At 74.8% G+C, this 12,679-nt stretch carries 11 protein-coding genes; 10 read left to right on the top strand and 1 reads right to left on the bottom strand.

Annotated elements, in window-relative coordinates; translation table 11 throughout:
• From IEZ00_RS28645 to IEZ00_RS28610, 8 genes are all read left to right on the top strand, one after another.
• Window positions 1-520, top strand: a 520-nt coding sequence (locus IEZ00_RS28645) for a helix-turn-helix transcriptional regulator (RefSeq protein ID WP_229796172.1), incomplete at its 5' end; no start/stop codon positions are given.
• 115 nt (window positions 521-635) lie between these two features.
• Complete coding sequence (locus tag IEZ00_RS28640; RefSeq protein ID WP_189226466.1) at window positions 636-3,722, top strand: DUF11 domain-containing protein; 3,087 nt, start codon at window positions 636-638, stop codon at window positions 3,720-3,722.
• Window positions 3,723-3,750: 28 nt separating this feature from the next.
• Window positions 3,751-4,452, top strand: a complete 702-nt coding sequence (locus IEZ00_RS28635) for a Pvc16 family protein (RefSeq protein WP_189226465.1) — start codon at window positions 3,751-3,753, stop codon at window positions 4,450-4,452.
• Window positions 4,449-6,500 carry an ATP-binding protein gene (locus IEZ00_RS28630; RefSeq protein ID WP_189226464.1) on the top strand — a complete coding sequence of 684 codons (2,052 nt, stop codon included), beginning with the start codon at window positions 4,449-4,451 and terminating at the stop codon, window positions 6,498-6,500. Before IEZ00_RS28635 ends, IEZ00_RS28630 begins: the two co-directional genes overlap by 4 nt.
• Window positions 6,501-6,728: 228 nt before the next feature.
• Complete coding sequence (locus tag IEZ00_RS28625; RefSeq protein WP_189226463.1) at window positions 6,729-8,258, top strand: phage tail sheath family protein; 1,530 nt, start codon at window positions 6,729-6,731, stop codon at window positions 8,256-8,258.
• Window positions 8,259-8,299: 41 nt separating this feature from the next.
• Entirely contained in the window at window positions 8,300-8,740 is a 441-nt protein-coding gene (locus IEZ00_RS28620; RefSeq protein WP_189226462.1) for a phage tail protein, read from the top strand.
• Window positions 8,737-9,201: a hypothetical protein gene (locus IEZ00_RS28615; protein ID WP_189226461.1), complete on the top strand. Its 465-nt coding sequence runs from the start codon at window positions 8,737-8,739 to the stop codon at window positions 9,199-9,201. The genes IEZ00_RS28620 and IEZ00_RS28615 overlap by 4 nt, the downstream gene beginning before the upstream one ends.
• On the top strand, window positions 9,198-9,356 hold the full coding sequence (locus tag IEZ00_RS28610; protein WP_189226460.1) for a DUF6760 family protein: 159 nt from the start codon (window positions 9,198-9,200) through the stop codon (window positions 9,354-9,356). Before IEZ00_RS28615 ends, IEZ00_RS28610 begins: the two co-directional genes overlap by 4 nt.
• 646 nt (window positions 9,357-10,002) lie before the next feature.
• On the opposite strand, the gene IEZ00_RS28605 is transcribed toward IEZ00_RS28610, so the two are convergent.
• Window positions 10,003-10,446: a hypothetical protein gene (locus tag IEZ00_RS28605; protein WP_189226459.1), complete on the bottom strand. Its 444-nt coding sequence runs from the start codon at window positions 10,444-10,446 to the stop codon at window positions 10,003-10,005.
• 829 nt (window positions 10,447-11,275) lie between these two features.
• Here IEZ00_RS28605 and IEZ00_RS28600 point away from each other — a divergent pair.
• Together IEZ00_RS28600 and IEZ00_RS28595 are read left to right on the top strand one after the other, a co-directional pair.
• Window positions 11,276-12,253 (top strand): hypothetical protein, encoded by a 978-nt coding sequence (locus tag IEZ00_RS28600; RefSeq protein ID WP_189226458.1) that lies wholly within the window; start codon window positions 11,276-11,278, stop codon window positions 12,251-12,253.
• A complete protein-coding gene (locus IEZ00_RS28595; protein WP_189226457.1) occupies window positions 12,250-12,675 on the top strand; it encodes a phage tail protein in 426 nt (141 codons plus the stop codon). The genes IEZ00_RS28600 and IEZ00_RS28595 overlap by 4 nt, the downstream gene beginning before the upstream one ends.
• The last annotated feature ends 4 nt before the right edge of the window (window positions 12,676-12,679 follow it).

The following is a 12,679-nucleotide window of genomic DNA, read 5'->3' as shown; positions in this document are numbered from 1 at the left end:
CGAGACCTCGCGCGCGGCGGTGGCGCTGCTGGTGGTCGACGAGCTGGACGAGAGCTCGGTTCGGCTGCTGCGCAGGCTCCAGCGCTCGTCGTCCACCCGCACTGGAGTGGTCGCGGGCCGCTTCGACCAGGACGCGCTGCAGGTGGCGGTGGACTGCGGGGTCGCGGCGGTGGTGCGCCGCGCCGAGGCCGATCAGGACCGGCTGGTCAACGCCGTGGTCGCGGTGGCCAAAGGAGAAGCGGTGCTACCCGGCGACCTGCTGGGCACGCTGCTCGACCACGTGGGCAGGTTACAGCGCAGCGTGCTGGACCCCGACGCGCCCACGCTGTCCACTCTCACCGCACGGGAAGCGGACATGCTGCGACTGGTGTCCGAGGGGTTCGACACCTCCGAGATCGCGGTGAAGATGTCGTTCTCGGAGCGCACGGTCAAGAACGTCCTGCACGAGGTGACCACGCGGCTGCACCTGCGCAACCGCGCCCACGCCGTGGGCTACGTGATGCGGCACGGCCTGATCTGACGCGGCCTGCCCGAACGTCCCCCGTGCCTTTCCCCGGTGCTGCCCGCGCGGACCTCGGCACCGCACCGGCGCGGCGGCCACGATTCCGGGCAGACCCGCCACCGGAGGTGTGAAGTTGTCCATCAGGGCGAGAACCCGAGGCGTCGCCGCGGCCACCGCGCTGGCCGTGCTGTGCGCTGTGGTCGTGGTGCGCGACGTGAGCGCACCGGCCCCGGCGGCGGCACGCCAGGACGAGCCCGCCGTCGCGGGCCGCATCGCCTACGCGGGCACCGGCCACCGCGGCATCGGCGCGGTGGCCGATCCGGTGCCCGACCGGCTCGACCCCAGTGAGCCGCTGATGGGCGCCGGACCCGCGCACTTCGACGACCACGTCTCGGCACGCGGGGGCCTGGTGGTGTTCACCAGCCTGCGCGACGGGCCGCGGCCCCAGGTCTACCTGCGCGCCGCCGACGGCTCGGTGCGCAGGCTCACCGAGGACCACGACGCGGGCCACCCGCAGCTGTCGCCGGACCTGCGCACGGTGGTGTTCGACTCCGCCGAGGACGGGCAGCGCGACCTGTGGCTGGTGGGCGTGGACGGCACCGCCCCGCGCAGGCTCACCACCGGTCCCGCCGACGAGACCTGGCCGACGTTCTCGCCCGACGGCGCGCAGATCGCCTTCTCCGCCGACCGCGACGGCGCCCCGGAGCTGTACCGCCAGCCGGTCGCGGGCGGCGCGGCGGTGCGGCTGACCGACGAACCCGACGGCGCGGCGGTGGAACCCGCGTGGAACCCGCGCGACGGCCGCATCGCCTACACCCTCGACCGCGGCGCGGACGCGCCCGCCCAGGTGCGGGTGCTCGACGGCGACGGCGCCGCCACCCCGCTGCTGGGCGGCGACCAGGCCGGGTGGCGCAGCCGCTGGCCGGTGTGGCGGCCCGACGGCGCGGGGCTGCTGTTCCTCAGCCACGACCAGGTGTGCAGCTGCCCGGCCGACCCGAACGTGGAGAAGGTCTACCTGGCCGACACCGCGCCGGGGCTGCCGGTGACCGCCCCGCCCGGCCTGCTGCTGGCCGAGGACCGGCAGGTCGGCTCCCCGGCATGGCTGGCGGGCACACCGCCGCGGCTGCTGGTCTCCCGCACCACCGCGCCCACCCGCTCCACGGCCACCCTGCAGGACATCCGCCCCGACGGCGGCGACCCGCGCGACCTCGGCCTGCCCGTGCTGCGCGAGGACCCGGAGAGCGTCAACGACCCCAACCTGCTGTTCCACCCGCGTCCCGGATTCGACCCGTGGACCCAGCGACAGGCGTACTCCCCGGACGGGCGCGGCATCGTGGTGACCCGGTTCGAGAACGTGGAGGACACCCGAGTTCAGCGGCTGTGGCTGGTCGACGCGGACGGGGGCGACCCGCGCAGGCTCCCGGTGGCCGACCGGGAGGTCGCGGACTGGGAGTTCGACCCGGCGTGGTCGCCGGACGGCCGGTTCATCGCCTTCGCCCGCCGCTCGCCCGGCGGCGTGCCGCCCAACGCCGGGAACAGCCGGATCGTGGTGGTGGAGGTGGCCACCGGCGCGGTGGTCGGGCAGCTGCGCCCACCGCCCGAGGCCGCCGGTCTGGAGGACACCCAGCCCGCGTGGTCCCCGGACGGCACCACCCTGGCCTTCACCAGGGGACTGGTGACGCAGGGGCCGGAGGGCGAGGTCCGCGACAACCACATCTGGACCGCTCGCGCGGGCGAGCTCGACCAGCAGCGCGACCTGTCCCGACAGGTGTGCGGGTTCGACTGCGAGGTCACCGACGACAGCGCGGCGTTCCGCCCCGACGGCGGCGCGCTGGTGTTCAACCGGGAGTTCGACGGCCTGCTGGAGGTCTCGCTGCCCGACGGCGCGTGCCGGGTCGTGCTGCCCACCGGGCCGGGCACCTGCGCCACGCCGCAGACCGCGCCGCCGACCGGGCCGTTCCAGCCCAGGGACGCGGCCTTCGCCCCGGACGGCGACCGGCTGGCGGTCACCGCCCGCCGCGTGGGCGACGTGCGCTCCCCGGAGGAGCTGGGCGTGCTCGACCCCACCACCGGGGAGCTGGGCAGCATCACCCGCACCCTGCCGGGCAGGCAGAAGGAGCCCACCTGGCAGCCGTCGGTGGACCTGGCGGTGCAGGCGCCGCCCGCCGTGCCCGAGCTGGAGACCGGGGCCACCACCACCGCCACCGTGACGGTGCTCAACCGCGGCCCGGCGACCTCGCCGGGCACGGCGTTGACCATCGCGGTGCCCGGCGGCGTCCGCGTGGCCGACCTGCGCCCGGACCGGGGCTCCTGCGACGCGACCGCGCTGCGCTGCGACCTGGGCGCGCTGGAGGACGGGGCGAGCGCGCGGGTCGCCGTGGACCTGGTCGGCCTGGTGCCCGGCCGCGACCGGGTCACCTGGTCGGTGACCGGCGGCGTGCTGGACGTGCGGCCCTCGGACAACGCCGCGCGGACCGAGGTCCCGGTGCGCGAACCGGTGACCGACCCGCCCCAGCCCTCCCCGTCCCCGCAGCCCACCCCGTCCCAACCCGTTCCGCCGCCCCCTCCGCCTCCTGCGGCGGGCCCCGGCGTGGCCGTGGTGGTGCAGCCGGACCCCTCCTACGTCGGCGGGCGGGCCACCGCCACCTACACCGTGCGCAACGGGGGCGGCGGCCTGGCCACCGGGCTGCGGCTGGACTTCCAGCTGCCCGAGCGGGTGCCGGTGGCGGCGCTGCCGCCGGGGTGCTCGGCGGCGGGCTGCGCGCTGCCCGACCTGGCGCCCGGCGCGTCCCTGGTGGTGCAGGTGCTCTTCGCGCCCGACGCGCCGCTGCAGACCACCGTGCGCGGCGCGCTGCGCACCACCGGCACCGACGCCGACCCCCGTGACAACGCCGCGAGCGCGCCGATGCGGGTGCTGCTGCCGCGCATCGTGGCCGTGCCGCCGATCGGCGAGCCCGGCTTCGTGACCTCGGTGCGCGGCGTGGACTTCCCGCCCGGCGTCCCGGTCCGGCTGACCTGGTCGCCCGGCATCACCGCGGCCGCGGCGCCGACGGTCCCGCGCGCGGACGGCGGGTTCACCGCGCAGCTGCTCATCCTGCCCAAGGACCAGACCGGACCCCGCACGATCACCGCCGCCGGCCTCGGCTTCCGCCCCGCCACCACGCCGTTCCTGGTGGTGCCCGGCTCCATCGGACCGCCGGACATGGTGGCCCGCCGGTGATCCCGAGGACGAAGGAGGAGGAGCGCCCGTGATCCACGAGGTGGACGAGGGCATCCGCAGGCTGCTGGTGGACGCGGGCGTGCCCGGCGGTGGTGGCGAGCTGGCGTTCGACCCGCCCACCAAGGAGTGGACCGCGCGGCGCACCGCCCCGGCGGTCAGCGTGTTCCTCTACGACATCCGCGAGGACCGGGCCCGCCGCAGCTCCGGCTCGCTGGAGGTGCACGACGACGACGGCGTGCTGCTGGGCTGGCGCGGCCCGACGCGCTGGTTCGTGCTGTCCTACCTGGTCACCGCGTGGACCAACCGACCGCAGGACGAGCACCGCCTGCTGTCCCAGGCGCTGACCTGCCTGGTGCGCACGGAGAAGCTGGCCTCCCGGTGGCTGACCGGCTCGCTGGCCGAGCTGGGGCTGTCGGTGGCCTTGGAGGCGGCCGGACCGGTGTCGGAGGGCCGCGCGGTCGCCGACCTGTGGTCCGCGCTGGGCGGCGAGCTCAAGCCCGCCATCGACCTGAAGGTGACCTCGCCGCTGGCGGGCGAGTGGACCCCCGCCGGTCCGCCGGTGACCGAGGGCGTGGTGCTGCGGGCGCTGCCCGAGCACGCGGCGGGCGAGGCGGCGCGCAGGCTGCGCTACGAGGGGCCGACCACCGCCGAGGGCGAGGGGTTCGCGGTCACCAGGCCCCGACCGCTGCCCACCGGGCGCCGCCCCCGCGGCGGCGGACCGATCCGATGACCGACCCGGAGCGGACCGATCCGCGGCGCGAGGCCGACCTGCGCTACCTGTGGGCCCGGCTCGGCGCGGTGGAGGCGCGGGTGCGGCGGGCGGTGGACGCGCGGCTGGCCGACGACCCCGATCCCGGCGACCCCTACCGCGGGCTCTACCTCACGCCCGAAGCGGTGCAGGGGGTGCTGGCCGAGCCCCGGCAGCCGCCGCTGGAGCACCCCGAACCGGGCTCCGGACCGGACAGCGGCCCCGAGCCCCGGCTCGTCGCGCTCGCCCGCGACTTCGGCCTCACCCCCCTCGACGTGGAGTTCCTGCTCGTGGCGATGGCCCCGGACGTGGACGCGCGCTTCGAGAAGCTCTACGGCTACCTCAACGACGACGTGACCCGACGACGCCCGACGGTGGGGCTGGCGCTGCGGCTGTGCGGCGCGTCGGTGGCCGGACCGGGGCGCTTCCGCCTCGCGGCCACCGCGCCCCTGGTGGCGGGCGGCCTGGTCGAGGTGCGCGACCCGACGGCCCCCGCGCTGTCGCGGGTGCTGGGCGTGCCGGACCGGGTGGTGGCGCACCTGCTGGGGGACGACACCCCCGATCCGGCGGTGGCCCGGCTGGCGCGGATCGTGCCGCGGGCGCACCACCTGGACGGGGAGCTGCCCGAACGGCTCGGCGCGGGACTGCGTGCCGGGGTGACCCCGGTGCACCTGCGCGACACCGGCGGCGACGCGGGGACCGCGGCGGTCGCGGCGCTGGCCGCCGCGGGCCGGGCCGCGGTGGTGCTGGACGTGGCGGCGCTGGCCGAGCGGGACGACGCCGAGCTGCCCGCCGTGCTCGCCGCCGTCGTGCGCGAGGCCAGGCTGCGCGGCGCGGGCATCGTGCTCGGCCCGCTGGAACCGCTGGTGCCCGCGCGGGTGCGGCTGGTGCGCGAGCTCGACGCGGTCGCGGGTGATGTGCCGGTGGTCCTGCACAGCGGGCAGCACTGGGATCCGAGGTGGACCGCGCGGCCGGTGCTGTCGGTGCCGCTGGCATCGCCGCCGCCCGCCGCCCGCGCGGCGTGGTGGGCGCGCGCGCTCGGCGGCGAGCCCGCCTTCTCCGCCGAGCTGGCGGGCTACCGGCTGGGCTCGGCGGAGATCGACCGGGCGGTGGCGGTGGCCACCCGCCTGGCGACGCTGGAGGGCAGGCCGGTCGGCCTGGACCACGTGCGGGCCGGGGTGCGGGCGCAGAACGCGGCCGGGCTGGACCGACTGGCCAGGCGGGTGGTGCCGGGGGTGGGCTGGGACGACGTGGTGCTGCCCGAGCGGACCCGCAGCCAGCTCGCCGAACTGGTCGTGCGGGCGCGTCACCGGGAGCGGGTGCTGGGGCAGTGGCGGATGCGCCCCGGCGGTGGGCGCGGGCGCGGTGTGGTGGCGCTGTTCGCGGGCGAGTCCGGCACGGGCAAGACCATGTCCGCGGAGGTCGTCGCGGCCGAGGTCGGCATGGACCTGTACGTGGTGGACCTGTCCACGGTGGTGGACAAGTACGTCGGTGAGACGGAGAAGAACCTGGAGCGGATCTTCACCGAGGCCGCCGGGGTGCACGGCGTGCTGCTGTTCGACGAGGCCGACGCGGTGTTCGGGAAGCGATCGGAGGTGCAGAGCGCCCACGACCGCTACGCCAACGTCGAGTCCGCCTACCTGTTGCAGCGCATGGAGTCCTTCGACGGGATCGCGGTGCTGACCACTAATCTGCGCTCCAATGTGGACGAGGCGTTCACCCGGCGCATCGACGTCATCGCGGACTTCCCGATGCCCGATGTCGAGCAGCGCCGGGCGCTGTGGGAGCGCTGCCTGGGACCGGGACTGCCCAGGGCGGACGACCTGGACCTGGAGTTCTGCGCCGAGCGCTTCGAACTGGCGGGCGGGTCGATCCGCGCGTGCGCGGTGACCGCGGCGTACCTGGCCGCCGCCGCGGACCGCCCGGTGACCATGGCCGACCTGGTGACCTCGGTGCGCCAGGAGTACCGCAAGCTCGGCAGGCTCGTGCTGGAGAGCGAGTTCGGGCCGTGGTTCGCGGTGCCGGGGTGACCCCGACAACACCGTGAACCGAGCGTTCGAGCACCGCGAACGGAGCGTTCGAGGACCGTGAACCGAGCGCCCCGGTGCCATCGGCACCGGGGCGCTTCGCCGTGTGCCGCGGCGGATGCCTCTAGAGGCAACGGCACTGCCCCCGGTCGAGGTCCGCAGGACCTGCCCGCGCGCGAGGGTTGGCAGCAGGCTGGTGCAGGCAGCAGCGGACACCAGACAGGAGCGACCATGCCGCAGTACCTCTCGCCAGGCGTGTACGTGGAGGAGGTCCAGTCCGGAGCGCGGCCGATCGAGGGCGTCGGCACGGCGGTGGCCGCCTTCGTCGGCTTCGCCGAGAACGGTCCCTTCCACCGGCCGACGCTGGTGGCCAACTGGAACCAGTACGTGCAGAACTTCGGCGGCTTCACCGAAGGCGCCTACCTGCCGCACGCGGTGTACGGCTACTTCGCCAACGGCGGCGGCGCCGCGTACGTCGTTCGCGTGGGCGGCGCGGCGACCGACGGCGAGCCCGAGCCGCCCGCTCCCGAGCCGGTGCGGCTGGGCGGCCTCAGGATCGCCGCGCTGCCGGGCGCGGGCGCGGACATCGCGGTCGAGGTGACCGACGCCGACGGCGAGAACCCGCCCGAGGACCGCTTCAAGCTGCTGGTCCGCCAAGGCGGCAAGATCGCGGAGAGCTACGACGTCTCCACCCGCAAGAACGCCAAGAACTACGTCGTGACCCAGGTGTCCGAGCGCTCCAAGCTGATCGGGGTCACCGAGCAGTCCAGCGGTGCGCTGGCCCGGCCGGACAAGCAGTCCGTCGCGCTGCCCGCGGCGGGCGCGGGCGGTGCGGCGGCGGCCCCGGCCAAGCTCGACGCGCAGGAGTACCTCGGCGACCCGGAGGCGCGCACCGGCTTCGGCGGTCTGGAGAGCATCGACGAGGTCACCATGGTCGTCACGCCCGACCTGATGAGCGCCTACCAGCGCGGCATGATCGACCTCGAAGGCGTCAAGACCGTGCAGCTGGCGATGATCTCCCACTGCGAGCAGATGGGCGACCGCGTCGCCGTGCTGGACGCCCCGCCCGGCCTGTCCGCCCAGCAGGTGCGCGCATGGCGCATGGACGAGGCGGGCTACGACTCCCGCTACGCGGCCCTGTACTACCCCTGGATCAAGGTCTTCGACCCGGCCACCGGCCGCAACACCGTCGTGCCGCCCTCCGGCCACATCGCGGGGGTGTGGGGGCGCAACGACACCGAGCGGGGCGTGCACAAAGCACCTGCCAACGAGGTCATCCGCGGCGCGGTGGACCTGGACTACCGGTTGAGCAAGAGCGAGCAGGACCTGCTCAACCCGATCGGCGTCAACTGCGTGCGCGCCTTCCCCGGTCGGGGCATCCGCATCTGGGGCGCCCGCACGCTGTCCTCGGACCCGGCCTGGCGCTACCTGAACGTGCGCAGGCTGTTCAACTACCTGGAGGAGTCGATCCTCATCGGCACCCAGTGGGTCGTCTTCGAGCCCAACGACGACCGCCTGTGGTCCAGCATCCGGCGCAACATCACCGCCTTCCTGACCGAGCAGTGGCGACAGGGCGCGCTGTTCGGCCGCACCCCGGCGGAGGCGTTCTACGTCAAGTGCGACCGGGACAACAACCCCCAGGAGTCCATCGACCTCGGCCAGGTCGTCTGCGAGATCGGCGTGGCGCCGGTCAAGCCCGCGGAGTTCGTGATCTTCCGGCTGTCGCAGTTCTCCGACAGCACCAGCCTCGTCAGCGAATGAGCCCCTCGCGGGGCGCGTGAACCAGAAAGGCGACAGCACCCATGGCAGAAGGCGATGCCCTCTCCACACACATCTTCGGCGTCCAGCTCGGCGGGTTCATGGTCGAGTCGCTGCAGGAGGTCAGCGGCCTGACCGTCGAGGAGGACGTGGTCGAGGTCTTCCAGGTGACCTCCACCGGCAAGCCGCTGATCCGCAAGCAGCCCGGCGCGCAGAAGGGCGGCGAGGTCACCATCACCAGGGGGCTCGACAAGAGCGAGGAGTTCACCAAGTGGCTCAAGGAGACCCTGGAGAAGGGCGCGGTCACCGCGGCCAGGCAGAACATCACCATCGAGGTCAAGGACACCGAGGGCAACTCGGTCCGGCGGATGCAGCTGATCAACGGCTGGGCCAGCAAGTGGGAGGGCCCCTCGCTCAAGGCCGGTGAGTCCAGCGCGGCCACCGAGAAGGTCACCCTGGTGTTCGAGGAGATCAAGGTCGAATGAGGCGCCGGGCGATCAGCATCGACCAGCTCGACGAACTGGTCGAGGAGACCAAGCCGCAGCCGGAGCGGCCCGCCGCCGTCGCGGCGGGCGGGTTGCGCACGGTGTTCGACTTCGAGCTGCCGCGCGGCTACGTCGACGCCGACGGCGTGGTGCACCGCCGTGGCCGGATGCGCCTGGCCACCGCGCGGGACGAGCTGCGACCGCAGATCGACCTGCGGGTCAAGGAGAACCCCGGTTACCTCAGCGTGGTGCTGCTCAGCCAGGTCATCACCGAGCTGGGCACGGTCGGGGAGGTGCACGCGGGCGTGGTGGAGCAGATGTACGCCACCGACATCGCGTTCCTCCAGGACTTCTACCGGCGCATCAACAGCGAGGGCCACACCCGCGCGGGCGTGACCTGCCCGTCGTGCGGCACCGCGTTCGAGGTGGACCTCGCCGGTGGTCGCCTGGGGGAATCGTGACGTACGCGGCCGAACGGCTGCTCGAGGAGGTCGCGTACGTGGCCTACCACTTCCACTGGCCGCGCGAGGAGATCCTCGACCTGGAGCACCACGAGCGCCAGCGGTGGGTCGGGGAGATAGCGCGGATCAACACCAGGGTGAACGAGGGGAGGTGATCGGTGTGCCGTTCTGGGACAGGCTCCTGGGACGCGGTCGCGCCGCCGAGGCCGAGCCGCACGCGCGCCCGGCGCGGCCCGCCTGGGACGGCGGCTGGCGCGCGGTCGCGCCGTGGGGCGGGGTGCTGCCGGGTGGGAACCCGGCGGTCGGTGACGGGACGCGGTTCCGGGACGGACTGGCCTCCTGGCAGGACCACACCCTGGGCACCGGGCTCGGGCACTCGGTCAGCCCGACCGCCCCGGCGGGGCTCGTGCACGGTGTGGCCGTGCAGCGCACGGTGCGGCGTGGCGAGTACTCCGGCGGTGGGCCGCTGCCGGTGGCGCTGCGGCGGGGGAACGGCGAGGAGCCCGCGACCCCGTCCGGCCCGGACGCCCCGGCGCGGACCGGGCGGGACGCGCGACCGTCCTCGCCGCAGGTCCCGGCGGGGCCTCCACGGAGGACTTCCTGGCTGCCGTGGCGGAGATCCTCGACCAAGCCCTCGGTGGGGTCGTCGGCTGCGTCGTCGGCAGGCGGTTCACCGGTGTCCGCTCCGGGCGGTGAGCCACACCGCTCGGTGCAGCGCTCGGTGGAATCCCCGGCGGCCGGGGGCTCGGCCGTTCCGCCGGGGTCTTCGCCGGAACTCGCGGTGCAGCGCTCGGTGCCACCTCAGGCAGGGCGGAGCGCTGCCGATCCCCATGCGGTGTCCGGGGTGCGGCGGCCCACCGGAGCCGGAACAGCAGCGGTGTCCCCGGTGCGGGGTTCGGCGGAACCGGTGGCGACTGGTTCTCCCGAGCTTCCGGTGATCCCGGCGGCGCCGTCTTCGGTGGTGCCGTTGACGGGTTCCCCGGCGGCTGGTTCTTCGCGGCCCTCGACTGCGCCTCTGGTGCAGCGTTCAAGGCAGTCCTCTGTGGACTTCTCAGGAGGCCGTTCGGCGGTTGGTTCCGTCAAGGACGCGACGGTGTCTCCGCCGGAGTCCCCGGCAGCTGGTTCACCGGAACTGCCGGTGGTGCCCTCGGAGCGGATCTCGGTGCAGCGCTCGTCGCGGTCTTCGACCGGGGTCGAGGCGGCGTCCTCTTCGGCGGTTCCGCCTGCGTCTTCGGCGTCGAGCACGAGAGGTTCCTCGACTGAGCGGACCACAGGCGGTGCCACCGATGTCACGGCGCCGTCATCGGCGCAGTCATCGGCGCAGTCATCTCTACAGTCGTCCGTGCGGCCGTCGGTGCCGTCTCCGGTGGCTCCGCTGGTGGGGTCTGCGGCGGAGCTCTCGGTGCAGCGCTCGCAGGAGTCTCCGAGGCGTTCACCGACGAGCGGTCCCGCCGCGCCCTCGGCGTTGCCTCTGGCGCGGCACTCGCCCACGTCGTCGGGGGAATCGCTCGGCAGTGGTGCGGCAGCGCCTTCGGCTGGAGCGGCAGGTGGCTCCACGATGGCTCCGGCGGCGTCCCCGGAGCGGCGTGCGCCCGAGCCGTCGGCCCGACCGGCGGCGGGCCGTGCTCCGAAGCCTTCGGCGCAGCACTCGGGGACAACCGCGGCCCAGTCGGCCGCGAGCGGCCCGGTGCAGCGTTCGACGGGTACGTCGACGAGGCCGATTCTGGGTGCCCCGGCCGGAAACCCGGTCGCTCCGCCCGCATCTCCGGCGACCGCGGTCGGATCGCCCGGTACCCCTGTGCCCCCGAGGCGTCCGACCAACCCTCCGACTCGCCTCCCGGTGGTGCCGGTGCAGCGCTCGACGCCCGCTGCGCCCGCACCACCCCCCGCAGCTCCCGGCCGACCGGTGCGGCTCAACGAGATCGGGTCGCCGATGACCGTGGCCCGACAGCCCGACCTGCCACTCCGCCCGGTACCCGCGGTGCGGTCGTCGGGCACCACGACGCCACCGGAGAGGGAGGGGACCGGCCTGCCACCAGCTCGAGCGGTCGGGGCTGCGGGTGCCTCACCGGTCGTGCAACGACAAGCCGACACCAGGGCGCGGACCGCTCCAGTCCTGGGCGAGCCGCTGACGCGGCTGCCCGCGAGCGCCGTGGCACCGGGAGCCACCCCCGGCGCACCCGTCGCACGGCGACCGGACCCGGTCGTCCAGCGCAAAGCGGTGCTCGGCATCGGAGAACCGCTCCGGGAGGTCCCGGCCACGGCGGCCCCGGCGGGCCAAGGCCCGCCGCACCGCCGCCCGGCTTCCCCTGCGGTGTCGGCGGAACGCCCGGCGCGGCCTCGGGCCGGGGTGCCCGAGCCGACCGGGAGGCCGGAGCCGACCGGGGGGCGGCGGGCCGCGCTGCCCGTTGTCGCGCTGGACCGCCCACCGTTCCCGCGCGGGAACCCGGACCAGCCGACCGCCTCGGTGGCCCCGTTGCTGCTGAACCGCCCGCTGATGACCAGCACCCCCAGCACCGCGCCCGCGCCCGTCCACCGCGCGGCCAAGCCGGTGGTCCGGCCGCGCTGGTCGGGCGCGCGGCAGCAGGACTCGCCGGTCCAGCGATCGGTGAAGCCCGCACCGCCGCGACCCCTCGGCGGCGGTGCGGGGCAGGCCCGGCCGGTCGTGCCGCCGCACCCGTCCACCACCCCGGTGCCGCCCGGCGCCCACCGGAGCCCACCGGCACCGCGCACCCCCACCGGCGCGGTGCCGGTGACCTGGAAGACCGTGCAGATGGACAGGACCCCCGCACGACCGCCCAGCACGCTGCGGGTCGCCAACCCGACCACCGCGCAGCACCGGGAGGCCCCGGCGGAACCGAGGGAGAACACCACAGCACGGCCGGGAGCGGCCAAGTCCACCACCGACACCTCGAACGACGGCACGGCCTCGCTGGACGTCGACGCCCTCGCGCGCAGGCTCCACGAGTCGATCAGCAGGCAGCTGCGCGACGAGCTGCGCCACGGCCGGGAGCGCTTCGGCCGTCCGCACGACCGGAGGAGCACCCGATGACCAGCACCGTCTTCGCCAGCAGCGTCTTCTTCCAGCTCACCATCGCGGGCAACGACCTGGGCGCGTTCCACTCCTGCGAAGGGCTGGGCGCGCAGGTGGAGGTCGAGCAGTTCACCGAGGGCGGCAACAACGGGTTCACCTGGCAGCTGCCCTCGCGGATCAGCTGGTCCAACATCACCATGACCCGCCCGGTCACCGCGGACTCGGCCAAGGTCCTCGCCTGGTTCAACGACACCCTCCAGCAGGTCGAGCGCAAGGACGGCGAGATCGTCGCGCTCGCGCCGGACCTGACGCCGATCGTGCGGTGGCAGGTGCTGGGCATCGTGCCGATCCGCTGGCAGGGCCCCAGCTTCGACCCCAGCAGCTCGCAGGTCGCCACGGAGACCCTGGAGTTCGCCCACGAAGGGCTCCAGGCGTCCTGATCGG

The sequence above is a fragment of the Saccharothrix coeruleofusca genome (assembly GCF_014648515.1).
Lineage (GTDB): Bacteria > Actinomycetota > Actinomycetes > Mycobacteriales > Pseudonocardiaceae > Actinosynnema > Actinosynnema coeruleofuscum.
This window is presented reverse-complemented; position numbering and strand designations above follow the sequence as displayed.

What these genes read in the sequence shown, in the direction of transcription:
- IEZ00_RS28625 (WP_189226463.1), top strand. Translation starts at nt 6,729, where the DNA reads ATGCCGCAGTACCTCTCGCCAGGCGTGTACGTGGAGGAGGTCCAGTCC.
- IEZ00_RS28615 (WP_189226461.1), top strand. Translation starts at nt 8,737, where the DNA reads ATGAGGCGCCGGGCGATCAGCATCGACCAGCTCGACGAACTGGTCGAG.
- IEZ00_RS28620 (WP_189226462.1), top strand. Translation starts at nt 8,300, where the DNA reads ATGGCAGAAGGCGATGCCCTCTCCACACACATCTTCGGCGTCCAGCTC.
- IEZ00_RS28595 (WP_189226457.1), top strand. Translation starts at nt 12,250, where the DNA reads ATGACCAGCACCGTCTTCGCCAGCAGCGTCTTCTTCCAGCTCACCATC.
- IEZ00_RS28630 (WP_189226464.1), top strand. Translation starts at nt 4,449, where the DNA reads ATGACCGACCCGGAGCGGACCGATCCGCGGCGCGAGGCCGACCTGCGC.